This window comes from Candidatus Binatia bacterium (assembly GCA_036504975.1).
Classification (GTDB): Bacteria; Desulfobacterota; Binatia; order UBA9968; family UBA9968; genus JAJPJQ01.
In genome coordinates, this window is the sequence record DASXUF010000114.1 from 1 (window position 1) to 26,018 (window position 26,018).

A 26,018-nucleotide genomic window follows, 5' to 3' on the forward strand; every position below is an offset into this window, starting at 1 on the left:
GCCCGTCCGCGCTCCTGCTAGGCTGAAAGATCAAGAAAAGCGGAGGAAATGTTTTGATGAAATATCGGGTGGCGCTTTCCGGATCTTACGGCGGCATGAATCTCGGCGACGAGGCGATTCTCGAAGTGGTCTTGAGAGAACTGCGCGCGGTGTGCGACGTCGACGTCGTCGTATTTTCGCACAATGCCAAAGACACGGAGCAACGGCACAAAGTCCGCGCCGTGCCCATTCGGGAACTGCATAAAGACGAAGTGCTCGAAGAGCTCAGAAAGCTCGATCTCTTCGTCCTCGGCGGCGGCGGGATTCTGTACGACGAAGTCAGCGAAAGCTTTCTGCGCGACGTGATCTGGGCCAAAGAGCTGGATATCCCGGTGATGATCTACGCCATCAGCGCCGGTCCGATCAAAACGCCCGAAGCCAAGCAGCTCGTCAATCAGGTGCTCAACAAAGTCGATCGGATCACCGTCCGCGAAGGCGAAGCGAAACGAATTCTCCACGACCTGGGAGTGAATCAGGAGATCGAGATCACCGCCGATCCCGCGCTTCTGCTCAAGCCGCAAAATTTCACCAAGGAGATGTTGAAGAAAGAGGGCATCAACCCGGACAACCCGCTGGTGGGATTTTCCGTGCGCGAGCCGGGCCCCGCGGCGCCCGATCTCAACATCGAGCAGTACCACGCGATGCTGGCGAACGCGGCGGACTACATGGTGGAGCGGTTCGACGCCCAGGTGCTGTTCGTTCCGATGGAGGGAGGCGAAAATAAAGATCCGCAGCACTCCCACGCCGTCATCTCCAAGATGGCGAACACCAAGCGGGCGGGCGTTCTCAAGGGAGAATACAGCGCGGGAGAGGTCCTAGGGCTGATGAAGCACATGTCGTTCGCCGTGGGCATGCGCCTCCACTTCCTGATCTTCGCCGGGATTCAGAAGGTCCCGTTCGTGCCGCTCCCTTACGCGTCGAAAGTCTCCGGCTTTTTGTCGGACCTGGAGATGCCGATGCCCCCGATGACGGCGCTCAATATCGGGAAGCTCTGCGCCTTTCTCGATCGCTCGTGGGACTTGCGGCACCAGATCAAGAGACAACTCGAAGAGAAAGTTCCTCCGCTGCAAGAACGCGCCAAAAGGACGAATCAGATTCTCTGCGACCTGTTGCGCTCCATCAAGCCGGAGCAGACTGTTTCGATAGGAGAGGGTAAGCAGAACGCAGTAGGCAATAAGCAGTAAGCAGATTACACAAAAGCAGGATGCAGTCGGCAGGAGGTAAAAAAACTCGGACACTCTTTTACTCTGTATTGCCTACCGCTTACTGCCTAGCAGAACTATGCCGCCGCTGGTCAAGCCTTTAACTCCCCAATCCATCAGCCTGCCGCCGCGCGCCGCGCAGTTGGCTGCCGATACGGACGTTCTCGTCGTCGGCGGCGGGCCGGCCGGCCTCGGCGCGGCGCTCGGCGCCGCAAGCGCCGGCGCGCGCGTTATTCTAGCCGAACGCTACGGTTTTCTCGGCGGCAACGCGACCGCCGCGCTCGTCATGCCGCTGATGTCGTTTCACACGCAGAGGCCCCGAGCGGAAAAAGAAGGAGCGACCGATCTCTACCCGACCGATCACGGGCGCGGCGAGCCGGTGATCGCCGGCGCGCTCACGAAGCTCCTCGACCGTCTGGTCAAAGCCGGCGGCGCCATCGCGCCGTCCATGAAGACCGGCTACACCGTGCCGTTCGACCCCGAAATATTCAAGCTTGTCGCCCTCGATCTCCTGGACGAAGCCGGAGTGTGGTTTTTATTCCATGCGTTCGCGAGCGATGTGCTTGGCGATCACGGCGTCAAAGGCGTCGTCTTCGAGACCAAATCGGGTCCGATCGTCATTCGCGCGCGCGTCATCGTCGACTGCACCGGCGACGGCGACGTCGCGGCGCGCGCCGGCGCGCCTTACGAGGTCGGCAGGGAGGACGACGGCCTGGTGCAGCCGATGACGTTGATGTTCCGGATCACCGAATTCGAGCGCGCGGCGTTCGACGCCTACGTCAAGCAGCATCCCGAAGAGTGGCGCGGCGTGCACGGCCTTTGGGATCTGATCCGCAAGGCCACGGCCGAGGGCAAGCTCCAATTGCCGCGCGAGGACATGCTTTTTTTCGCCACGCCGCACGAGCGCGAAGTCAGCGTCAACAGCACGCGCGTGAACAAAGTCCTGGGCACCGACGTATGGGACTGGTCGCGCGCGGAGTGGGAGAGCCGGCGCCAGATGCGCGAGATCGCCGCTTTTCTCAGAAAGTACGTTCCCGGTTTCGAGAAAACCTACGTCGTCCAGAGCGGCGTCCACGTCGGCGTGCGCGAGACGAGAAGAATTTTGGGCGACTACGAGCTTCAAGCGGCCGACATTTTACAGGCGCGAAAATTTCCCGACGTGATCGCCCGCAGCAGCTATCCGGTGGACATCCACAATCCCGAAGGGACGGGTACGCTGCTGCAACGGCTGCCGCCGGGAGAGGCGTACGACATTCCGCTGCGCTGCCTGTTGCCGCAAAAGATAGACGGCCTCCTCGTCGCGGGCCGCTGCATCTCCGGCACGCACGAGGCGTTGTCTTCCTACCGCGTCATGCCGGTGTCGATGGCGACGGGGCAGGCGGCGGGCGCGTGCGCCGCGCTCGCTGTGCGTCAGGAAAAACCGCCGCGCGCCGTGCCGGTGAGCGACGTGCAGCAGGAACTTATTCGACAAGGCGCCAACCTGCGGGACATAGGCCGGTGAAAATCCCGCCTGAAAAGCTGAAAGCTGAAAACGGAAAGCGGAAAGAGGAGAATTGGCCGAATTTCAGCTTTCATCTTTCCGCTTTTATCTTTGAGCGATGAGGTGGACGGACGAGGGATTAAAGGATGCGACGAGTTCGTCGCCTTCGCTGACGCCGAGGGCGATGAGCGCGCTCCGCGCGACGAGCGCCGTCAATTGGCTGCCGCCGCACTGGAGCGCCAGACGATAATGGAGCGTCGAGGGGATGATTTTTAATACCTTCACGCGTAAACGGTTCGCTCTTTCCGCATCGCGCCCCGTGCCAGTCTCTCGACTCAAGATAATATCTTCCGGCCTGAGGCATAGAATCACCCGCGCGCCGGCATCGAAGGCGCCCGTCGCTTCGGCGACGCCGCCGTCGAACCGGATTCTCGCCACGCCATTATCGCTGCTCTCGACCAGCGCGGGAATTCGCGTATCCGCGCCGACGACTTCCGCGACGCTCTCGTCGAGCGGGCGCGTGAAGACTTCGAGGCTCGGCCCCACTTGAAGCAGCTTCCCGTCGCGCAAGACGCCGACCCGGCTTCCGAGCATGAACGCCTCGTGACGGTCGTGAGTGACAAGCACCGTCGTTACTCCGGTCTGTTGCAGGATCTCGCGCAAATCGATCAGCAGGGACTCGCGTGTGGGCGGGTCGAGGGCGGAGAACGGCTCATCGAGAAGCAGCAGCTCCGGGTCGAGAGCGAGCGCCCGCGTGAGACTGGTCCGCTGCAATTCGCCGCCGGAGAGAGTGCGCACCCGGCGGGACGCGAGATGAGCGATGCGTAGCCGCTCAAGCCAGGGTTTCAGCCGCTCACGGATTTCTGCCCGGCCGAGACCGCGCAGTCTCAATCCGAGCGCCGCATTTTCATAGACGGAGGCGTTCAAGAGCAGAGGCTCCTGAAACACGCTCGCCATGCGCCGCCGCACGGTCAGCGCGTTGTCGCGGCCGACCTCTTCGCCCAGAAAGTAGATTTGGCCCGCGGACGGCTGCTGCAAGAGGCCCATCACCCGGAGCAAGGTCGATTTTCCCGCGCCGTTCGGCCCGATGATCGCCAGGATCTCGCCGCTGTGAACGTCGAGGCGGGAGAGCCGGAGAACGGCGGACTCCCCATGCCGGACCTCGATGTCGCAGAGGCTTAGGAGGGTTTGGGCCACCGGATCTGCTCCCGTTGCTGGATGTGCGTCAGCAGGAAATTCACCGCGAAGCTGAGAGCGAGCAGGATGAGCCCCAGGGCGATGGCGAGGGCGAAATTTCCCTTGCCCGATTCCAAAACGGTGGCGGTCGTGAGCACGCGCGTCTGGCCGCGAATGTTGCCGCCGACCATCATCGACGCGCCGACTTCCGAAATCACGCCGCCGAAGCCGGCCATGACCGCCGCGAGCAGCGGCAGCCGCGCCTCCTTGCACAAGAGCCAGAGGAGCTGGGGCCTCGAAGCGCCGATGCCGAGGAGCTGCAGGCCCAGGTTCGGGTTCAACGTCTGGAAGCTCGTGAGGGTGAGACCCGCCACGATGGGAAATGCGATCACGACCTGCGCGATGACGATCGCCGACGGCGAATAAATGAGATCGAGAAATCCGAGCGGCCCGCTGCGCCAGAGAAAAATCGAAACGAAGAGGCCGACGACGACCGGGGGCAGCCCCATGCCGGTGTTGACTAGGGCGACCGCGAGCGAGCGCCCGGGAAAGCGCGTCATCGCCAAGAGAATTCCCAGCGGGATGCCGAGGACGAGCGAGATCATCGTCGCCGTTCCCGAGACTCTGAGCGAGAGCCAGGTGATCGACCAGACTTCGGCGTCGCCGCCGAAGACCAGCGAAAACGCCGTGACGATGCCGTCCCAGATAAGCGCCATGCTATTCTCCCAGCTCTTCTTCCTTCATCCCGGCGACCGGCACGAACAGAGGCCGGCCGTACTTTTCCCGGCCGAAGCTTTTGATGACCGCCTGAGTCGCGGGCGCGACCATGAAATCGGCGAAGGCCTTTCCTCCAGCGGCGTTGATGCGCGGGCCGTTGGCCGGATTGACCTCCATCACCGAGTAGACGTTGAGCAGCGGCTTGTCGCCTTCGAGAAGCACGGCCAGCGCAATCCGTTTCGTGAAGGCGAGATAGGTCGCGCGGTCGGCGAGCGTATAGGCGTTGCGCTCGTTGGCGATGCCGAGCGTCGCGCCCATGCCCTGGCCGGATTCGATGTACCACGCGCCCTTGGCGTCGATCCCCGCTTGCTTCCACAGCGTCTTCTCAAGAATGTGCGTCCCGGAATTGTCGCCGCGCGAGACGAAGCGCGCGCCGGCTTTATCGATCAGCTTCAAAGCATCTACGGCCTTCTTAACGGATGCCACGCGCGCCGGATCTTCCTTCGGCCCGACGATGACGAAGTCGTTGTACATGACGAGGCGGCGGTTCTGAAGTTTTCCGTCGGCCACGTATTGTTTCTCCAGGCTCGGCGCGTGGACGAGGGCCACGTCGGCGTCGCCTTTGGCGGCCAGAGCCAACGCCTGGCCCGTTCCGACCGAGATCGTCTTGACCGAATAGCCCGTCTGCTTCTCGAAAAGAGGCACCAGCACGTCGAGCAGCCCGGTGTCCTGCGTGCTCGTCGTGGTCGAGAGAATCACGTTTCTCTGCGGCGCTTCGCCGGCCCGGACGAGGGAGAAGACCAAAAGAGCGGCGATCGGCGCGATCAGCCAATGAAGCACGATCTTCGTTCGCATCGGGTCCTCCTTATTCCTGCCGATACCGGCCCGCTTTATTCACGGTACGAGGACAAATCACCACAGGCTCTCGGAAGCGTACTCACCACGGAGACATGGTCCGAGAACCTCACCACCCTGAGGGAAATCGAAGGGCAGAGTTCGCAGAGTTAATACCAACTCCCCCTCTGCGTCCTCCGCGCCTCGGCGGTGAAAAATCCGGCCTACAAGTTTTCGTTCATGATTCCACCGCGAGCGCCTCGCGGCGCTTCCCGCCGCCGCGCGCCGCCGACGTGAAGACGGCGACGAGACTCAATCCGGCGGCGGCGAGGAAAGTCGTCGCGAGCGCGGCGACGAACGCCGCGGGCTCCTTCGCCGTCGGCGCGACTCCGTGAAGCCCCGTATAATGCTCGAAGGCCGCCGTCATCAAGAGTCCGCCGAGGGCGACGCCGAATATATTTCCCAGACCGGAGACCACGTGATTGAGCGCCGAGGCGAAGCCCCGGTGCTCGTCCGGCGACAGCGTGATCATCGCCGTGGAATTGGCCGGATTGAAAAGCCCGTTGGTCATGGCGCCGAAGGCGACGATGAAAGTGGGGAAGAGCCAGTGGGAATCCGCCTGCAAAAAGCCCCCGAGCAACAAGGCGAGGAGCATGCAGAGGCCGCCGAGCGTCGCCGGCAGGCGCGGTCCGAGCCGGTCGGCGAGATAGCCGCTCACCGGCGCCAGCGCGACCGTCGTGATCGACGGCGCCATGAACAAGAGGCCGATAAACGACGGCGAAAGATGGAGCACGTCTTGAAGGTAAAAGGGGAGCAGGAAGAAAATCACGCTGTAGCACGTGGCGACGAGCAGGAGGCTCACGGCGCTGAAGCTGAAGACGCGGATTTTGAACATCGCGAAGTTGACGAACGGGCTCTTGGTTCTGGATTCGTGAATGAGAAATCCGATGAGGCAGCTCAGGAAAAGGAACGCGGATGCGAGCTTGGCCTCCGCGCCCATCACCGTGAGCGTGCGCCGGTCGAGGATCAAGACCAGCGTGGTCGTCGTTGCAAACAACAGGGCGGCGCCGGCGTAGTCGACCGGGTGGCGCGTGCGCGGCGGAGCCTGCCGGTGTTTTAAATTTCCCAACGTCAGCAGCGCGCCGAACAAGCCGAGCGGAACGAGGAAAAAAAAGGTCCAGCGCCAGCTCAAATAGTCGATCATCAGCCCGCCGAGGCTCGGACCGAGCAGAAACCCCGAGTGATGGGCGGTGGTCATGTAGCCTTGCGCCCTGCCGCCGAGGTCTTCGGGCACGGCCTCGGCGGCGAGCGCGCGGCTGGAGGACTGGATCATGGCGCCGCCGACTCCCTGAACAAAGCGGAACACGATCAACTGCAACACGGTCTGGGACAGACCGCAGAGGAGCGACGCCAGCGCCAGCACCGCGAATCCCAGGGCGAAGACCTTCCCTCTGTCCCAGAGATCGGCGATGCGGCCGAAGATGATCGAGAGGCCGATATTCGAGAGCTGGTACGCGAGCAGCGCCCACGAGATCCCGATCAAATCCGTTTCCAAGCTCGCCGCCACGGTCGGCATGGATATGTGGAAGATCCTCGTCGCGGTTCCGGAAAAAAAAGTTCCCAGGAGCGCCGTGGTGAGAAGCAGGTGGTTGATGCGCGCGTCCATCATTTCTTGGTTAATTGATTCCGAGTCCCGTTCCTACCACACTCATCGCGGAAAATCAGGCAAAAGTAGGGGCAGGCCTATGTGCCTGCCCGTTTCTGGGCGGCCACGCGGGGCCGCCCCTACCGTCCGCGCCGCGTAAGCCGCATAAACCGCCCGGCGACGGCGTTCACGGCCTCATCGAGCTCTTCGACCCGGAGAAGCCGGCAAGACGTGTAAAAAACCGCCAGCGCCGCCGCGATGGCGGCGAGCACCTGGGCCAGATAGAGCGCAAAGCCGTCCAGCGATGGTTCAGCCGCGACGAGCCGGCTTACGAGCCACGCGGCCGCGGCCATCAGCGCCGCGGCGAGGCCGATCTTCGCCAGGCTCCGGACCAGACGGCGGCCTTCGATGCGGCCGATCTTCCGCCGCATCAAGACGAGCAACAGAGTAAAATTCGCCAGCGCCACGGTGGAGGTGGAGAGCGCCAACCCGACGTGACCGAACGGTCCGACGAGCAGAGCGTTCACGGCGTAATTCACCGCGATCGAGAACAGGCTCACGAGCATCGGCGTGCGCGAATCGTCGAGCGCGTAAAATGCCGGCGCCAGCACCCTGACCGCGGCGTAGCCGGCGAGGCCGATGGAATAGGCGGCGAGCGCACGCGCCGTCTCGACGGTATCGAACGAAGTGAATTTCCCGTGCTCGAAGATGAGGCCGACGATCGGCTGTCCCAAGATCGCCAACCCGGCGGCGGACGGGATGCAGAGCAGAAACACGAGGGTAAGCGAGTGCGCCAGCGTGCGGCGAAATTCAGGGATGTTTTTACGCGCGGCGGCGGCCGAGATCAAAGGGAGCGTGGCCGTCGAGAGCGCCACGCCGAAGGCGCCGATGGGAAACTGCACGAAGCGAAAGGCGTAGTTCAGCCACGACACCGGGCCGTTGCCGATCATGCCGGTCGCCGGATCGACGATCGTCGAGGCGAAGTTGCTGTTGACAAAAACATTGACCTCGACCGCCGCCGCGCCGATCACCGCGGGCCCCATCAGGCGCAGGACTTGACGCACGCCCGGGTCCGTGAAGTCGAGCATCGGCCGGTAGCGGTAGCCGACGCGCCGGAGGCTCGGCCATTGCACCGCGAACTGCAACAAGCCGCCGAGCAGAGTGCCGTAGGCCATGCCTTCGATCGCGCCGAAGCCGATGAGAGGACCCAAGACAAATCCGAAGAACAGGCCGCCGACGATCGACCCGACGTTGAAAAAGGCCGAAGCCAACGCCGGCACGCCGAAGCGATGGCGCGCGTTCAAAATTCCCATCGCCTGCGCCGCCAGCGCGATAAACAGCAAAAACGGAATCATGATCCGCGTTAGACGAATCGTCAGGTCCGCTTTGCCCGGCACTTCGAAGAAGCCCGGCGCCAGGAGATGGACGATCGACGGCGCGACGATCCAGCCGGCGAGGCAAATCACGCCCAAAATGAGCATCATCGCGGTCACGACCCGGCTCGCCAGGCGGAACGCCTCCGTTTCGCCCCGGGTCGCGAGCGTCTGGGAAAAGGTCGTCACGAAGGCCGCCGATAGCGCGCCTTCGGCGAAGAGGTCGCGGAGCAGATTGGGTATGCGAAACGCCGTGAGAAACGCGTCGTACTGCAAGCCGGCGCCGAACAGCGCGGCAAAGACCTGGTCGCGGACGAGGCCGAGCACGCGGCTCGCCATGATCGCCGCGCTCACGATGCCGGCGTTCAGCGCGACGCTCGAGTGCGGCGGCTCGGGCGCTCGCGCGCCCGCGGGTTCGGACGGTGCCATGGGGGTGCGGAAAATTTCTGCTTCCGGCAAACTCATCGGGTTATAGCACAGAATTCCCCTCGCGGACCATTCACTTTTGTTTTCGCCCGCCGCTTCTGTTAGCGTAAAACTACGGTGAACGACAGGCAAAGCGCGGCGAGGGGTTGGAGTCCTGGAGTGTCGGAGTGCTGGTCTTTAAATCCATTACTCCAATACTCCATCACTCCATTACTCCTGTTCCTTGCCGCTTGCGCGCCGGCGGTGATCCCGATCGATCGGGAGGAGATGGCGCGCTTGAAAAGCGAGACCGAGATTCGAGTCGTCACTTACCCGCCGCCCCGTTTTCTTTACCAGGCGCCGTTGCAACCGTTCGGCGGCATCGGCGCGCTCAATCCCGTGACCGGCGGTTTCGTCGGCCGCGGCGGGGATCCGAGAAACCAGGTTTACGCGATCGATACTCCTCTCGACGACCCGGTGCGACAGGTGAGTGACATTTTTCTGAAAGGACTCGAGGGACATCTCGACGCCGCGCGGCTGGTTCAAACCGCAGAGCCGTTTTCCGACGACGACGTGAAGGCGCTCGTGAAAAAGCTTGGCGCCGGAGTCGTGCTCGATTTCAAAACGACCACGTGGGGGCTGCTTTCCGGGCATTCGGTGGGTAAACCCTACCAGATCGCTTACCTGGCCAGAGCCAGATTCTTGCGCCTGGACACCGGCCGCGTCTTTTGGCAGGGGCAGTGCCAGTACGATGGGTGGGATCCGGGAGGGAGTTTGGACAACTTCGATACGTCGCTCGCCGTCGTGGAAAAAAAATTCGCCGCAGCCGCCAACGTCTGCGCCAAAACACTCCTGGCGCAATTTCTCGGCACGCAGAAATAGATATATCATCTAGTAGATTTGTGCCCTCACCCCTACCCTCTCCCTCAGGGAGAGGGTGAGGGAGAGGGTAGAGTGAGGACGAATGAAGGTAGGCTTGATCGGCCGGCAAGATTCCGGCAAGACGACGATCTTTAACGCGCTCACCGGGCTCAACGCCGGACTCGCCCAGGGAGAAAAAACCGAAAGCCACGTCGGCGTCACCAAAGTGCCCGACGCGCGCGTCGACCGCCTGTCGGCGATCTTCCAGCCCCGGAAGACGACCTACGCCGAGATCCGCTTCACCGATTTTCCGGCGGCGCAGAGCCAGGAGAAACTCAAAGCGAACGCGGCCCTGCTGGCGCAGATGAGGGACGTGGACGCAATGGCGCTGGTGCTCGGCGCTTTCGCCGGCTTGTCCGATCCGATGAAAGAGCTGCGCGATCTGCTGGCCGAGATGATTCTGGCGGATTTGGCCGTGGTGGAGAACCGGCTCGCGCGGCTCAAAAAAGAAAAGGGCAAGGAGCGCGAGGGCGACCTGCTGGCGCGCTGCTTGAAGACGCTCGAAAGCGAGGCGAGCCTGAGAAGCCTCGGCTTCACTCCCGACGAAGAGACGCTGCTGGCCGGATTCGGCTTTCTCAGCCGCAAGGCCGTGATCGCGCTTTTCAACGTCGGCGAGGATGGCGCGGGAACGGAGCTACCCGACGCGTATCAGACGGAGCTACAGAAGCTGCAAATCCCGGGGCTCGTTCTCTCGGCAAAGGTCGAGATGGAGGTGGCCCAGCTCGACGAGAAGGACCGGCAGGCGTTCTTAAATGAGCTGGGCATCCGCGAGCCGGCGCGCGATCGCTTCATCCGCGCTTCCTACGGGCTCCTCGATCTCATCAGTTTTTTCACCACCGGCGAAGACGAGGTCAAGGCGTGGACGATCAAGCAGGGAACTTCGGCGCGGAAGGCGGCGGGAAAGATCCACAGCGACATCGAGCGCGGCTTCATCCGCGCCGAGGTGGCGGCCTACGACGACTTCATCCGCTACGGCAGCGAGGCCAAATGCCGCGAGGCGGGAAGGCTCCGCCTCGAAGGCAAGGACTATCCCGTTCAAGACGGCGACATTATCCACTTCCGCTTCAACGTCTGACAGCTTGCTCACAAAGTCTCATAGGCTCTTCGAGTTCCCTCAGGGTGGTGAGCTTGTCGAACCACCATCAGCTCGCCTGGGAATCTCTCTCCGGGCCGATGCGATACGCTGTATTACGCTCACCCGAAGAAGTACGGTTGCATCTCCGCGTCCCACGCATCGACCCTCCGAGAGACCCCCAGGCGGGCGGTTATAATGGCGCTGCTCGGCCCGCTTATTCTAACGCCCGCCGGTGGCGGGCTATGGCGTCAACGTACTAGACTAGACTAGAAGAGTACGCCTCCGCTCGCGGACCTTCGCGCGCCTCTGAGGACTTTTTGAGCAACCTGCATATTATTTTTGCAGGATCCATAGTCCGAGTGAAGCGAAGGTACGTCGGTTCCTCGAGGAGACCCCTAGGCGGGCAGTGAGTATATTGCGTTCGGATGCCGCGATCGACGTATTGACAAAAGACCCCCCGGCGCCTACATTTTTTCCACAAACCTCTTGACGTTCGGGCGAGGGTCGAATATTAAGAGACTGTTGAAAAAGTCCTACTCGTGCTTCGACAAGCTCAGCACGAACGGAAATTACTCAACGATTCCAATACTAGGTCCGCTCGCCCTGAGACTCTCGAAGGGTGAACGGGGGTTTTTCAACAGTCTGTTAAAAGCTATTCAGGCTCAGGAAATCGTCATGGAAGCCAACGGACAGATGGTTCTCGTCGTGGAGGATGAGCTCCCGATGCTGAACCTGCTCAAAAAAATTCTCGAGGACGCGGGTTATCGAGTCCTCACGGCCAAGGACGGCATCGAGGCGATCGACGTCTATAGCCGCCATCAAAGTGAAGTGCAGCTCGTTCTGTGCGATATGGCCCTGCCGAAGCTCGGCGGCTGGACGGTCTTTCTCGCCCTGAGAGAGCGCAATCCCAACGTCAAGATGATTCTTACCAGCGGGTATCTCGATCCCAAAGTCAGATCCGATATGGTGAAAGGCGGGGTCAGAGACTTTATCCCCAAGCCCTACGTCGCGGAAACAATCGTGAAGAGCGTTCGCCAGGCGCTGGGAGAATAGCTCGGCCTTTTTGATCCCGCCCTGCTGCCTTCTGTTTTACCCCCTGACGGACACCGCGGAATTATCTTTCTCTTCGATAGCCGGAGCGCTTGAATCCTCGGCCATCGGCGGAGGCAGTTCGGGGCTTAGCTCCATCGTCGCTTCGCTGTTCTTCGGAAAAGTTCCTTTGACCAGTTCCACGAGCCCCCCGACCACCGCATTGACGTCGGTTGTCTCCGGCACGGAATCGCTTTTCCGCGCGAGCGTGAGGAGCTGTTGTACGACGCCGGCGCCGCGCTTGATCGCCTCGTTGATGACGTTCAGGCTATCGGCGATCTCGCCGTTTTCGCCCGCGTGGCTGGCGATCAGAGCGGAGCACCCCTGGATGATGTTCAAAATATTGTTGAAGTCGTGCGCGATGCCACCCGCGAGCGTTCCGATGCTCTCCATCTTCTGCGCCTGACGGGCAAGGGCAGCCGCTTCGCCGTCGAGATGGTCGCCGGCCTGTAAATCCAGGATCTGCTGTGACAATTCGGATTGCATAAATGCTCCCGGGTTGATTTTTGCCGCGCCAGTCCACGCTGCAATGACGCTCATTCTATCGCGCAAGGCGGTCGGTCCAATCAGGTAAAACCCCGGTCTGCTTGAGAAAAAGCCCGTATCTGCTTTACGCGGGGTGTACGGCCGATTCGCTGATCGCCGCGTCGATCTTAGCCATCAGATCGTCGGGCATGTAGGGTTTGTGAACGATGGCGGCGACGCCCTGCCGGATCATTTCCGACCTGAGTTCGGCTTTGATGTAGCCGCTGGTGACGATGGTCCGGACTTCCGGTTGCGCCTGCTTCATCTTTAGAAAAGCTTCCCATCCGTTGAGTCCCGGCAAGCCGAGGTCGAGGACCACCGCGGCGATCTCATCTTTGTGCCGCCGGTGCAGGTCCACCGCCTCGCCGCCGTCTCGCGCCACCAGGACCCGGTATCCGTTGTCCTTGAGGAAGCTCCGGATCAAATCCAGTTGCCGCTCTTCGTCGTCCACAAGAAGAATGGTGCCGTTTGCTTGCCGGGGTTCCGGCGCCGGACTTTCCGTCGCCGGGGGTGGCCCCGCCCGCCTGTGGCTCTCCGGTCGCGCAGGCAAGTAAATGTGAAAAGTCGTCCCGCGGCCGGGCTCGCTCGCGAGATCGATAAAGCCGTGGTGGCTGGCGACGATTCCATAGACCGCCGCAAGCCCCAGGCCCGTCCCTTCTCCCGGTCCTTTGGTCGTGAAAAACGGCTCGTAAACGCGGTCGCGGATCGCCGGGTCGATTCCGTCGCCCGTGTCCGCGACCATGATCGAGACGTATTGTTTTTCCTCCGCCGCATGGAAACGCTCGCGCAGGTCGCGTCCTGCCACGGCGCCGGTGCCGAGCCGCAGCCGGCCGCCCCCGGGCATGGCATCCCGGGCGTTGACGCAGAGATTCAGCAGGGCTTGATTCAGCCGGTTAGGGTCGGCCATGACGCCGGGAATTTTGCCGTCCAGCTCCAGGGAGATGGCGATGGTCTTGGGGAAGGTCTCCTGCAAGAGGTTGGCGAGTCCCTGGAGAAGCCCGTTCAAGTCCAGGGGCTCGAACAGGATGTCGCTCTTGCGGGCGAGCATGAGAAGCTGCTGGACCACAGACGCGCCGCGCTCGACTTCTTCGCGGATGACCTTCAACCCGTCGGCCAGGGGGATCGGACTCTCGGAGTTCCGCGCCAACGTCGAAGCGTAACCCAGGATGATATTCAGGATGTTGTTGAAATCGTGCGCGATGCCGCCGGCCAGCGTCCCCAGGCTCTCCATCTTCTGCGCCTGCAAGAGCTGCTCTTGCAATTTTTCCCGCTGTTCGACCGTGCGCTCGAGCTCGGCGGTGCGTTCCCGCACCCGCTTCTCGAGGTCTTCTTCGTAGCGCTTGCGCTGGGTGATGTCCTGCACTTCCACCACAGTGCCGACCGCAACGCCGGCTCGGAAGATCGGGGTGGCGGAGCAAAGCGCGTCGAAGAAGCTGCCGTCCTTGCGGACGTACACGTCTTCATGATCGCGGACTGATTGCCGCCGCAATACCGCCTGCCGGAGAGAGCACTCCTCGACCGGGTAGGGCGTGCCGTCGGGGTGCGAGTGATGAATTTTTTCATGCACGATCTGTCCGACAAGCTCCTCCGGCTTGTAGCCGGTCATGCGCTCCGCTGCCGGGTTCACGAAGGTGGCCCGGCTTTCGGTATCCAGCATGACCAGCATCGAGGGCGCGTTATCGGTGATCGTGCCCAGAAGCTGCGTCTGGTAGCGCAGCTCTTCGTCGTGAATTTTGAGCCGTTCGGCCGCGTCATGAAACGCCCGGGAAACTTCCTCGACTTCGGCGATGCCGGTCGGTTTCTCGACGGGAGCCGGCTCCGAGTTCGAGAGCGCGCCGGCCGAGCGCGCCAGCGCGGACACCGGCCCAGCGATGCGCTTGCCGAAGATGAACGCCAAGGCGACGGCGAGAAGCGCCATCGCCCCCGCCGCGGCGGCGAGGGCGATCGTCGATTCGCGCAGCGCCGCCTCGACCCCGGCCGCCGGGACGCCGGTCGCGACCGTCCACCCGGAAATCTTCGAGCGGCTGTGCGCGCCGTAAAACAACTGCCCCTCGAGGCCGACGTTGCGATACGCGCCTTCAGCCATCTTGCGCGTCTTGTCGTAGAGACCCGGCGACGGCCGCTTGCCGACCCAGATATTATTGTTGAGCGTGCGCCCGATTATGATGCCGTCCTGGTCGAGCAAGGTCATCGTCGCGTCCGGCGCGACCGGGTAGCTCGAGAGAAATTTTAGCCAGCTAGCCTGATCGATCACGCCGACCAATATGTATTGACGCGCGCCGTCGGATGGGACGGGCACCATAATGCGCGTCGCGTATTCCCCGGTCACCGGACCCTTTGAAAGCGAGGTCACGAACGGGCGCCCCGATTGCGCCAACGCCATGAGGGTAGCCTTGGCCATCCCCATCTCGGGAAGCTTCGCGCCGAAAGGCCGCCTGAGGTTGATGACTTGTCTGCCGGTGGCGGCATCAACCAGATTGGTGTTGGCCCACGTCGGTTGGGTCGCGCGGACCCGAACGGCGTGCTCGTAAAAGCGGCGGAGGTCGCCGGCTTGGAGATATGGGGATTCCGCCAGCACTTGCAGCGCGCGGATATTCCCGTCGAGCTCGCGATCGAGCGCGATCGACATCGCCCGCACGCGGTCGAGAAAGCGCTCTTCGAAGGCGATGCGCTGCTCGCGCCAGAACACCGCCGTCATGACGGCGGAAAACGCCAGCACCGGCAGCACGGCGCCGAGCACCAGAACGATCAGGTGGGAGCGGATCTTCATCGCGCGTCGCGGCGGGTAAGCGGTAAGAAAACGTTCTATGTCCAGATCAAGCGTTTAAACGCTCGGCCGCCCGGAGCCCCGCCGGTTGGCGAACGGCCGCGCCGACTTTCGCGAGCAGATCGTCCGGCAGATAGGGCTTGTGAACGATGGCCACGACGCCCTCGCGGATCATCTCCAGCCTCATTTCCGGCTTGATGTAACCGCTGGTGAAGATGGTTTTTACTTGCGGCTCTTCCTGCTTCATTTTCAAAAAAGCTTCCCATCCGCTGAGCTTCGGGAGTCCCAGGTCGAGGATGACCGCGGCGATCTCATGCTTGTGCCGCCGATGAGTTTCCACCGCCTCGAGGCCGTCTCGCGCCAGCAAGACCCGATAGCCTTTTTTCTCCAGGAAGCCCTGGATCAATTCCAATTGACGCTCCTCGTCGTCCACGAGGAGAACGGTGCCGTGCCCATGAATCGCTTCGGCCTCGTGGCCTTCCGCGTACGGCTCGACGACGCCCTTGCCGTTCACGGGCCTGAGCGGCAAGTAGAGGCGGAACGTCGCTCCCCGCCCCGGTTCGCTCTCCACTTCGACGAAGCCGTCGTGCTCCCGCACGATGCCATAGACCGCCGTAAGCCCGAGGCCGGTTCCTTCGCCGGGTCCCTTGGTCGTGAAGAAGGGGTCGAAGATCCGGTCGCGGACGGTCTCGTGGATGCCCGCGCCCGTGTCGGAGACCGTGACGCAGGCGTAGCTCTCGTCCTTGGCGTCGGGAAAGCGCTTCCTGAGGTCGTGTCCGGGCACGACCTCGTCCCTGAGCACGAGTTTTCCCGAGCCGTTCATGGCGTCGCGCGCGTTGACGCAGAGATTCAAGAGCGCTTGATGCAGCCGGTTGGGATCGGCCATAGCGGGAGGCAGATCGGGAGCGGTCTCCACCGAAACGACGATCGTCTTGGGGAAGGTTTCGGCAAGGATCTTGGAAAACTGGCGCAAAAGCTCGTTGATGTCGGTCTGCTGGAAGCTCAGATTGCCGCTGCGGGCGAGCGTGAGAAGCTGCTGCACCAGCACCGCCCCGCGCATTCCGGTCTCGCGAATCACTTCGAGCCCGGCGCCGAGCTTGTCCGGATCGCCCGGGTTGTCTTTCAGCGCCGAAGAGTAACCGAGAATGATCGTGAGAATGTTGTTGAAGTCGTGCGCGATGCCTCCCGCGAGCGTGCCGATGCTTTCCATCTTCTGGGCGTGCGAAAGCTGCTGCTGCAACTTTTCCCGCTGCTCGACCGAACGGACCAGCTCCATCGTGCGCTCCGCCACCCGTTTTTCCAGCTCGGCGTTGAGCTCGATGAGCTCCGCTTCCATCCGCTTGCGCTCGGTGATGTCGCGCGCGACGCTCGAGGCGCCGATGATGCGGCCGGCGCCGTCCAGAATAGGCGAGATCGTGAGCGAGATGTCGATCAAACGGCCGTCCTTGGCACGGCGGAGCGTTTCAAATGGCTCGATTCGCTCTCCCCGTTTGATCCGCTCCAGAATCCGCGTGTCCTCCTCCTGTCTTTGGGGCGGAATCATGATCGTGATCGGTTTTCCGATCGCCTCCTCCGCTTCGTATCCGAAGAGCCGCTCGGCGCCCGCGTTCCAGGAAAGAATGACGCCATCGAGATTTTTACTGATGATTGCGTCCTGGGAGGATTCGACGACGGCGGCGAGCAGCGCCTGCGCTTCCTTGACGGCCTGCTGCTTCAAGCGCTCGTTCATCCGGAACAGATCGACGAAGACCGAGACCTTGGTCTTGAGGACTTCCGGCATCACCGGCTTGAAGAGGTAATCGACGGCGCCGCTCGCGACGCCCTTGATCACGTCCTCGTCGAGGGTATCGACCGCGGAGAGGAAAATAATCGGGGTATAGCGAAAACGCTCGTTCCGCCGGATCATCGCGGCGGTCTCGAAGCCGTCCATGTCCGGCATTCGCACGTCGAGCAGGATCAGCGCAAAGTCCTGCTGCAAGAGGCGCCGGAGCGCGTCCGTGCCGGAGCTGGCCGTGACGATTTTGCGCCCCGGCCCGGAGAGCAGCGCTTCCATGGCGGTGAGCGACTTATAATCGTCGTCAACGAGCAGAATGTTGGCGGTGGGCTCCATGTCCTCGTTTCGCTCGTATCCTCGCTACACTCGGAATCTCAAATTTCAGATCTCAGATTTTGAGATTTGAAATCTGAGATTTGCTATGCGCGGAGCGCCTGCTCCGCGCTATGCGGCCGTCGTCTCGTCTACCATAGCCGAAGACGCCTTCCTAGTCAGCGGCTGCTTGCCGAAGAGCCAGATGCGCAGCAGCGCGAGCAGCTCCTCGGTGTCCACCGGCTTGGCGATGTAATCGGACGCGCCGGCCTCGAGGCATTTTTCCCGGTCGCCTTTCATCGCCTTGGCCGTGAGCGCGAGGATCGGCAGCAGCCGGTGCCGAGAATTCTTACGGATCCGGCGCATCGTCTCGTAGCCGTCCATCTCGGGCATCATGATGTCCATCAAGACGGCGTCGATCTCCGAATCTTCGTCGAGCAGCGCGATCGCCTCGGACCCGGTCTCGCGGCTGACGACGCGGAGACCGTGCTGCTCGAGCAGGCTCGTCAGCGCGAAGATATTGCGCACGTCGTCGTCGACGACCAGGACTTTTTTCTCGACCAGCGCCTCGTCGGTCTGGCGGAGGCGCTTCAGCATCTCCTGCTTGGCGGGCGGAAGCTCGGATTCGACCAGGTGGAGGAAGAGCGACGTTTCGTCCAGCAGTCGCTCGGGAGACTGCACGCCTTTGAGGACGACGCTCTCGGCCATTCTCAGCAACTGGACTTCGTCGTCTTCGGTCAAGTCCTTGCCGGTGAACACGACGATCGGCAGATCGCGCAGATCCGCTTCCTGGCGGATGCGCTCCAGCAGCTCGAATCCGGAAATGTCCGGCAGCCTGAGATCGAGGACCACGCAATCGAACCTCGCGTCGCCGCGCAGTGCCTGCCACGCCTCGGCGCCGGTCGCCGCGGTGGTGATGTCCACGCTGCCGTGGGAGAGCAGCTCGACGATGCTCTGCCGCTCGATCTCGTTGTCCTCGACGACGAGGAGTTCGCGCCGGCTCGACTGCGCGTACTCCAGCATCCGGTCGGCCGCCCTTTTCAGTTCGTCGGTCGTCGATGGCTTGATGAGATAGGAGAACGCGCCGTGGCCGAGGCCCTGCAGCCGTTCTTCCTCGACGGTGATGATTTGCACCGGAATGTGCCGCGTGGCCGGGTCCTGCTTCAAGTGGCTCAGCACCGTCCAACCCAGCATGTCCGTCAGAAAAATGTCGAGAGTGATGGCGAGAGGGTTGTACTGGCGCGCGAGCGAGCGGACCATGCCGCCTTGCGCCGTCACGACTCCCTTGAAGCCCTTTTCCCGCACCAGTCCCAGGAGCACGCGGGCAAAGTGCGGATCGTCCTCGACGATCAGGACCACGGGATCGCCGGTCACGATCTCGTCGCGGTCGTCCGGCACTTCCTCCGGCTTCTCCGCTTGCCGGACGATAAACGGCGCCGGCAGCGGCGTTTCGGATTTTACGATGCCTGCCGACAGTGCGCCGAGGTAGCTCTCCGGCAGATATAGGGTGAACGTGCTGCCCTGGCCGGGCGCGCTCGCGAGCCGGATCTCTCCGCCCAACAACGTTGCCAGCTCGCGGCTGATCGCGAGACCGAGACCGGTGCCGCCGAAGCGCCGGGCGGTGCCGGCGTCCGCCTGGTGGAAAGCCTCGAAGATGATCCTCTGCTTGTCGGGCGAAATGCCGATGCCGGTATCGCTGACCTCGAAGGCGACGACTTTCGGAACGCTGTTGAGGAGCACGTGATCGGCGCTCCAGCCGCTCGTGGCGACGCGCATGCGGAACGTCACCCGTCCTTGCATGGTGAACTTGAAGGCGTTGGAGAGCAGGTTCTTGAGGACCTGCTGGAGCCGTTTGACGTCGGTCGTGATGCCGCGCGGGAGCAGCGGGTCCATCTCGATGTCGAACGCGAGTTGGCGCGCTTCGGCCACGTGGCGGAAGCTCCGCTCGACCGCGTCGCGCACCTTCGGGAACGCTACGTCTTCGGGTTCGACGGTGACCGTGCCCGACTCGATCTTCGACAGGTCGAGGATATCGCTGATCAGGTTCAACAGGTCTGCGCCGGCGGCGTGAACGTTCTTGGCGAACTCGACCTGCTTGCCGCTCAGATTGCCCTCGGCATTGTCGGCGAGTTGCTGGGCGAGAATCAAGATCGAATTCAGCGGCGTTCGCAGCTCGTGCGACATGTTGGCCAAGAATTCCGATTTGTACTTGGAAGCCAGCGCCAGCTCGGCGGCCTTCTCCTCGACCGCGTGGCGCGCCTGCTCGATCTCGCGGTTTTTGCGCTCGACCTCGGCGTTCTGCTCGGCCAACTGCTGGGCCTTGTTTCCCAGCTCTTCGTTCTTCTGCTGCAGCTCTTTTTGCTGCGCCTGCAGCTCGACGGCGAGCTTCTGCGACTGTTGCAGCAAGCCCTCGGTCCGCATCGTCGCCTCGATGGTGTTGAGCACAATGCCGATGCTTTCCGTGAGCTGGGCGAGGAAGGTCAGGTGCGTCGGGGTGAAAGCCGCCAGCGAGGCCAGCTCAATCACCGCCTTGGTCTGGCCTTCGAAGAGCACCGGCAGCACGATCAGATTTCGCGGCGGCGCCTCGCCGAGACCCGAATTGATGCGCACGTAATCGCGCGGGATTTCATCCAAAAGGATGCGGCGCTTCTCCAGAGCGCATTGGCCGACGAGCCCGACGCCGACCGGCAGTTCGGCCGGTATGTCGGGGCTGTCGTTGCGCGCGTAGCCGGCGAGCATTTGCAGACGCGCGTCGCCGTTGGTGGAGTCCATCTGGTAAATGGCGCCGTATTGCGCGCTGACGAGCGGCGCCAGCTCGGAAAGCAGCATCTGGCCGACCGTCGTCAAGTCGCGCTGGCCCTGCAGCATGCTGGTGAATTTACCGAGGTTGGTCTTCAGCCAGTCCTGTTCGGTGTTCTGCTCGGTCGTGGCGCGGAGGTTTTGGATCATCGCGTTGATGTTGTCTTTCAGCTCCGCGACCTCGCCGCGCGCGTCGACTTGAATCGAGCGCGTCAAGTCGCCCTTGGTGACCGCCGTCGCAACGTCGGCGATGGCGCGCACCTGCGTCGTCAGGTTGGCCGCGAGCAGGTTGACATTGTCGGTCAAATCTTTCCAGATGCCCGACCCGCCCGGCACGTTGGCCTGACCGCCCAAGCGGCCTTCGACGCCGACCTCCCGGGCGACGGTCGTAACCTGTTCGGCGAAAATCGCCAAGGTGTCCGTCATATTGTTGATCGTCTCGGCCAGAGCCGCGACCTCGCCTTTGGCCTCGACGGTGAGCTTTTCCTTCAGACTGCCGTTGGCGACGGCGGTGACGACTTTGACGATGCCGCGCACCTGGGCGGTCAAGTTGGCCGCCATGACGTTGACGTTGTCGGTCAAATCCTTCCACGTTCCGGCGACTCCCGGGACCACGGCCTGTCCGCCCAATTTTCCTTCGGTGCCGACCTCGCGCGCGACGCGCGTCACTTCGGCGGCGAAAGCGTTCAACTGATCGACCATCGTGTTGATGGCGTTTTTCAACTGCAAGATTTCACCGCGCACGTCGACGGCGATTTTCTTCGACAGATCGCCGTTGGCGACGGCGATGGTCACGTCGGCGATGTTACGGACCTGAGCGGTCAAATTATTCGCCATCAAATTCACGTTGTCGGTCAGGTCCTTCCAGGTGCCGGCGACGCCGGGCACCACCGCCTGCCCGCCGAGTTTTCCTTCGGTGCCGACTTCGCGCGCGACGCGCGTGACCTCGGCGGCGAAGGAGTTCAACTGATCGACCATCGTGTTGACCGTGTCTTTCAACTGCAGGATTTCGCCGCGCACGTCGACGGTGATTTTCTTCGACAGGTCGCCGTTGGCGACGGCGATGGTGACGTCAGCGATGTTGCGCACCTGGGCGGTCAGGTTCGCCGCCATGAAGTTGACGTTGTCGGTCAAATCTTTCCACGTGCCGGCGACGCCGGTCACGACGGCCTGGCCGCCGAGTTTTCCTTCGGTGCCGACCTCGCGCGCGACGCGCGTGACCTCGGCGGCAAAGGCGTTCAACTGATCGACCATCGTGTTGATGGCGGCTTTCAACTGGAGGATTTCGCCGCGCACGTCGACGGTGATCTTTTTCGACAAGTCGCCGTTGGCGACGGCGATCGTCACGTCGGCGATGTTACGGACCTGGGCCGTCAGGTTGCTCGCCATCGCGTTGACGCTGTCGGTCAGGTCTTTCCAGGTGCCGGCGACGCCGGGGACGACCGCCTGTCCGCCCAATTTTCCTTCGGTGCCGACCTCGCGCGCGACGCGCGTGACTTCGGCCGCGAAGCTTCGGAGCTGGTCGACCATTGTGTTGATCGTATCTTTTAGCTGGAGGATCTCGCCGCGCACATCGACGGTGATCTTCTTCGACAGGTCGCCGTTGGCGACGGCGATGGTCACGTCGGCGATGTTTCTGACCTGGGCGGTTAGGTTGCCGGCCATCATGTTGACGCTCTCGGTCAGGTCCTTCCACACGCCGCTCACGTCGCGGACCTGCGCCTGTCCGCCCAATTTTCCTTCGGTGCCGACCTCGCGCGCGACGCGCGTGACTTCGGCGGCGAACGCGTTCAACTGATCGACCATCGTGTTGACGGCCTCTTTCAACTGGAGGATCTCGCCTTTGACGTCGACGGTGATCTTCTTCGACAGGTCGCCGTTGGCGACGGCGATGGTCACATCGGCGATGTTTCTGACCTGGGCGGTCAGGTTGCCGGCCATGACGTTGACGCTCTCGGTCAGGTCCTTCCACACGCCGCTCACGTCGCGGACCTGCGCCTGTCCGCCGAGTTTTCCTTCGGTGCCGACCTCGCGCGCGACGCGCGTGACTTCGGCGGCGAAGCTCCGTAGCTGATCGACCATCGTGTTCATGGCTTCTTTGAGCTGCAAGATCTCGCCGCGCACGTCGACGGTGATTTTCTTCGACAGGTCGCCGCTGGCGACGGCGATGGTCACGTCGGCGATGTTACGGACCTGAGCGGTCAGGTTGCCGGCCATGAAATTGACGCTGTCGGTCAAATCTTTCCAGGTGCCGGCGACGCCGGGGACCAACGCTTGTCCGCCGAGTTTTCCTTCGGTGCCGACCTCGCGCGCGACGCGCGTCACTTCCGAGGCAAAGCTGCGCAACTGATCGACCATCGTGTTGATCGTGTCTTTGAGCTGGAGGATCTCGCCTTTGACGTCGACGGTGATTTTCTTCGACAGGTCGCCGTTGGCGACGGCGATGGTCACGTCGGCGATGTTTCGGACCTGAGCCGTCAGGTTGCTCGCCATCGCGTTGACGCTGTCGGTCAAGTCTTTCCAGGTGCCGGCGACGCCGGGGACGACCGCCTGTCCGCCGAGTTTTCCTTCGGTGCCGACCTCGCGCGCGACGCGCGTGACTTCGGCGGCGAAGCTCCGGAGCTGATCGACCATCGTGTTGATGGCGTCTTTGAGCTGCAAGATTTCGCCGCGCACGTCGACGGTGATTTTCTTCGACAGGTCGCCGTTGGCGACGGCGATGGTCACGTCGGCGATGTTGCGCACCTGTCCGGTCAGATTGCCGGCCATCAAATTGACGCTGTCGGTCAGGTCTTTCCAGGTGCCGGCGACCCCGGTCACGACCGCCTGTCCGCCGAGTTTTCCTTCGGTGCCGACCTCGCGCGCGACGCGCGTGACTTCGGCGGAAAAGGCGCCGAGCTGCTTGACCATCGCGTTGACGGTTTTCGCCGTGCTCAAGAACTGTCCCTTGAGCGGCTGCCCCTCGGCCTCCAGGGCCACGGTCTGAGTGAGATCGCCTTTGGCGACGGCGCCGATCACGCGCGCCATCTCCGTAGTCGGTCGGACCAGGTCGTCGATCAGACTGTTCATCGCTTCGATGCGGGCCTTCCACGACCCTCTGGCGCCCGGAAGCGCCGCCCGCTGCGAAAGCTTTCCCTCTTTTCCGACGACGCGGCTCACGCGCTCGATCTCGCTGGTCGTGTCCGACATCATCCCGATGATGTCGTTTACGGTGTCGGCGATCTTGCCGTCGATGCCGCTCGCTCCGGCCGGCAGGCGGACGGAGAAATCGCCTTTTTGCACCGCCAGAAGAACTTGCAACAATACTTTGGAATCGAGCCCGTCGCCGTTGGCCGGCCGCGGCTGTTTGCTTGCCATAGAACCCCCTGATTTATCTTGCCTTAAAGGCCTGCATTGTATTCCCGAGTCGATCGTTAACAATCAGGTGTTCACCTGATATCGTACGGGGAAAGCACCTACTTGGTATGAAATATTTTTACCTGACTTCAACGGCGGTAAAAAGCCCCCCGGGACAAAAATTCTCTACTGTCCCAAACATGTCTGAATCTGACGCTCGACTGCGTTTGACACCACCGCTATGGTAACATAATTAGCAACCGAAGCGATATGAAGTTCGGCGCCCATTATTTACCGACTTACGTTTCCGATCTCGACGGACCGGCGCCGGATTTTTACCGGCGCATGTTCGAGCAAAAAGATTTCTCCGCAGTAATCCGCCCGCCGGGTCGCCGTTCCGAACGTTTTTGCCGGCCTTCATCCGCGTGTCCGACTACACCGTCCTATTTCATACGGTGATGCAATTTTTTTGTCTTATCCTATAGCGTAATCGAATAATTTGCATTCGGAGAAAAATTCTTGCTTTCTCCATTGGATCGCGGGAGAATTCATATCCGCAATTTAGGAGATTTCTGATGACCCTGTGGCAGCTAAAGACCTTCGCCACGGTGGCGCGCGAAAGGAGCTTCACCAAGGCGGGGAAAACTTTGAATATCAGCCAACCTTCGGTCTCCTCCCTTGTCATCGGTTTACAAAAAGAGCTGGGAATAAAGCTTTTCGAGAAGTTGGGGATGAAGCCTCATCTCACCGAAGCCGGCAGGCGCGTGTTACAGCTCGTCGAGAGCGCGCTGGCTATCATCGAGAAAATCCCCCAGGAGATCGACGAAGTGAAGGGGAGACATCGGCTTAGAATTGGCGGGTCGGCCCTAGCTGCCGCGTCTTTTCTTCCCGTGGCAGTCCAAGAGTTCAAAAAGCACCATCCCGAGGTAGATATCGTTTTAAAAATAGAAAGGACCGACAGCTTGGAAAAAAATCTCTTAGAGGGAGAACTCGACATGGCTATCTTAGGCTGGGCTCCCCGTTCGTCACTTTTAGCACGCGAGCCGTATCGAGAGGAGGAAGTGTGCGTCATTGCGCCACCGAACCATCCGCTTACTAAAAAACGCTTCGTCTCTTTAGAGCTTCTAATGCAGCAGCCGTTGATCCTTCAGGGAAGGAACAATCCCATCCGTGAGATGGTAGAAAAAAAAGTTGTGGCTAAGGGGCTATCGTTGATTCGGAGACTAGAAGTGAACGACGAATTTGGTGGCAGAGACATCATTAGGAGCGCCGTGACAAAGGGACTTGGTATTGGTTTCGTTTCCAAGTGCCATGTCCTGGGTGACGTTGCGGCGAGACGGCTAAAGGTACTAACGGTTCCAGAGCTAAAGCTAAAAAGGACCATGTACATAGTTCTTCATAAGCGACGAGAGGTCCCAGCATCGACACAAGGTTTCATCCGCTTTTTAAAGAAGTACAAGTACAAGGAGTAGAAATGAAATTGAGATCCGCTCTGGTCTTCTCTTGTGCAGTCCTTGTTGGGTTTCTCGCAGTCATGCTTTTACACCGAGGCGGATACTCGGGAGAAGCCTCGCCGAGGAAGGCTCTTGTGGCTTACGCCTCATTTACGCCTTCTGTTCTCTGGATCTTACTGGAGAAGGATCTGGGATTTTTCCGGGAAGAGGGGGTCAGACCTGAGTTCATAATGGTGAGGAGCGGAGGTGTAGCCGTCAAAGGGCTGGTAGCAAGGAACTTTGACTATGTAACGGCGGCTGGACCTGCGATGGATGCCATCATCAGAGGGCGACTGCCGCTTAGGATAGTTCTTACAGCGGGAACGATAAATTTTTGGCTGGTCGCTCAGCCAGAGATTCGCTCTGTCAACGACTTGAGAGGGAAGGCAATTGCGATCTCCTCCTTGGGAAGCGCTACAGAGCTGACAACGCGGGAGATCTTCAAGCGCCACGGCCTCGACCCTTTCAGGGACGTCACATTTGTGGCGGTCGGTGCGTCCCCCGAGCGATTAGCTGCTCTCAACTCCAGGGCTGTCCATGCTACCGTTCTTTCTCCTCCTGTCAATTTCAAGGCTGTGGAGATGGGGTATCGAAAACTGGCCACGACTACCGAATATATGAAGTGGCCTGTGCTAGGGTTAGCGGTTAGAGAGGAACAGCTTGTTCAAGACCCTTCGGGAGTTGCAAGGATGGTGCAGGGAACACTCAAAGGAATCAGATTTGTTGTCAGCCAGCGGGATTACGTCGTTTCTAAGATTATGCAGATGTTTCGCCTGAATCGGGAAGAAGCAATTCAGACCTATGATGCCGTGCGAGAGGAATCTGTTCCCTCCGGCTATCTGATTGAAGAAGATCAGCGTACAGTCATTTCCATGATCAAACAGTCAGGCAATCTCACCGAAGACATTCCGCCCGAGCGGGTCTTTGACTACCGTTTTGTGAAGCAGGCGGAGCAGGAACTTAAGGGCTGGACACCGCAGACGCCGAGATAAGTTTTAAAAAAGCGCCTATTTCGACTTCCGCAGGCTCTTTCGTCGCGATGGCGCAGTACTCGCC

16 protein-coding genes are annotated in these 26,018 nt (G+C 61.4%); 7 read left to right on the top strand and 9 right to left on the bottom strand.

Annotated features, from left to right (window positions below; genetic code table 11):
• The first annotated feature begins 56 nt into the window (after positions 1-56).
• On the top strand, positions 57-1,223 hold the full coding sequence (locus VGL70_15365) for a polysaccharide pyruvyl transferase family protein (protein ID HEY3304902.1): 1,167 nt from the start codon (positions 57-59) through the stop codon (positions 1,221-1,223).
• A 97-nt stretch (positions 1,224-1,320) separates the two neighbouring features.
• Complete coding sequence (locus VGL70_15370) at positions 1,321-2,742, top strand: FAD-dependent oxidoreductase (GenBank protein HEY3304903.1); 1,422 nt, start codon at positions 1,321-1,323, stop codon at positions 2,740-2,742.
• 84 nt (positions 2,743-2,826) lie between these two features.
• Here the strand turns inward: VGL70_15370 and VGL70_15375 are convergent, their stop codons facing one another.
• The 5 genes from VGL70_15375 to murJ all read right to left on the bottom strand — a co-directional run bounded on the left by VGL70_15375 (position 2,827) and on the right by murJ (position 8,895).
• On the bottom strand, positions 2,827-3,918 hold the full coding sequence (locus VGL70_15375) for an ABC transporter ATP-binding protein (GenBank protein ID HEY3304904.1): 1,092 nt from the start codon (positions 3,916-3,918) through the stop codon (positions 2,827-2,829).
• Positions 3,900-4,613, bottom strand: a complete 714-nt coding sequence (locus VGL70_15380) for an ABC transporter permease (protein HEY3304905.1) — start codon at positions 4,611-4,613, stop codon at positions 3,900-3,902. The genes VGL70_15375 and VGL70_15380 overlap by 19 nt, the downstream gene beginning before the upstream one ends.
• A gap of 1 nt (position 4,614) precedes the next feature.
• Positions 4,615-5,469, bottom strand: a complete 855-nt coding sequence (locus VGL70_15385) for a substrate-binding domain-containing protein (protein HEY3304906.1) — start codon at positions 5,467-5,469, stop codon at positions 4,615-4,617.
• Positions 5,470-5,686: 217 nt separating this feature from the next.
• On the bottom strand, positions 5,687-7,117 hold the full coding sequence (locus VGL70_15390) for an MFS transporter (GenBank protein HEY3304907.1): 1,431 nt from the start codon (positions 7,115-7,117) through the stop codon (positions 5,687-5,689).
• Between the two features lie 116 nt (positions 7,118-7,233).
• A complete protein-coding gene (gene murJ / locus VGL70_15395) occupies positions 7,234-8,895 on the bottom strand; it encodes a murein biosynthesis integral membrane protein MurJ (GenBank protein ID HEY3304908.1) in 1,662 nt (553 codons plus the stop codon).
• 264 nt (positions 8,896-9,159) lie between these two features.
• Between murJ and VGL70_15400 the strand changes: the two genes are divergently transcribed.
• From VGL70_15400 to VGL70_15410, 3 genes are all read left to right on the top strand, one after another.
• Positions 9,160-9,753, top strand: coding sequence for a hypothetical protein (locus VGL70_15400; protein ID HEY3304909.1), 594 nt, complete (start codon positions 9,160-9,162; stop codon positions 9,751-9,753).
• Between the two features lie 82 nt (positions 9,754-9,835).
• The gene (locus VGL70_15405; protein HEY3304910.1) at positions 9,836-10,867 is read left to right on the top strand and encodes a DUF933 domain-containing protein; all 1,032 of its coding nucleotides are present in this window, start codon (positions 9,836-9,838) and stop codon (positions 10,865-10,867) included.
• Positions 10,868-11,542: 675 nt separating this feature from the next.
• Positions 11,543-11,920, top strand: a complete 378-nt coding sequence (locus VGL70_15410; protein ID HEY3304911.1) for a response regulator — start codon at positions 11,543-11,545, stop codon at positions 11,918-11,920.
• Positions 11,921-11,956: 36 nt separating this feature from the next.
• Here the strand turns inward: VGL70_15410 and VGL70_15415 are convergent, their stop codons facing one another.
• The 4 genes from VGL70_15415 to VGL70_15430 all read right to left on the bottom strand — a co-directional run bounded on the left by VGL70_15415 (position 11,957) and on the right by VGL70_15430 (position 23,490).
• Positions 11,957-12,442: a histidine kinase dimerization/phospho-acceptor domain-containing protein gene (locus tag VGL70_15415; GenBank protein ID HEY3304912.1), complete on the bottom strand. Its 486-nt coding sequence runs from the start codon at positions 12,440-12,442 to the stop codon at positions 11,957-11,959.
• 124 nt (positions 12,443-12,566) lie between these two features.
• On the bottom strand, positions 12,567-15,251 hold the full coding sequence (locus VGL70_15420; GenBank protein HEY3304913.1) for an ATP-binding protein: 2,685 nt from the start codon (positions 15,249-15,251) through the stop codon (positions 12,567-12,569).
• Between the two features lie 46 nt (positions 15,252-15,297).
• Positions 15,298-17,358 carry a response regulator gene (locus VGL70_15425; protein HEY3304914.1) on the bottom strand — a complete coding sequence of 687 codons (2,061 nt, stop codon included), beginning with the start codon at positions 17,356-17,358 and terminating at the stop codon, positions 15,298-15,300.
• A 108-nt stretch (positions 17,359-17,466) separates the two neighbouring features.
• Entirely contained in the window at positions 17,467-23,490 is a 6,024-nt protein-coding gene (locus VGL70_15430) for a HAMP domain-containing protein (protein HEY3304915.1), read from the bottom strand.
• Between the two features lie 554 nt (positions 23,491-24,044).
• Here VGL70_15430 and VGL70_15435 point away from each other — a divergent pair.
• The gene (locus VGL70_15435) at positions 24,045-24,941 is read left to right on the top strand and encodes a LysR family transcriptional regulator (GenBank protein ID HEY3304916.1); all 897 of its coding nucleotides are present in this window, start codon (positions 24,045-24,047) and stop codon (positions 24,939-24,941) included.
• A 2-nt stretch (positions 24,942-24,943) separates the two neighbouring features.
• Complete coding sequence (locus VGL70_15440; protein HEY3304917.1) at positions 24,944-25,954, top strand: ABC transporter substrate-binding protein; 1,011 nt, start codon at positions 24,944-24,946, stop codon at positions 25,952-25,954.
• The last annotated feature ends 64 nt before the right edge of the window (positions 25,955-26,018 follow it).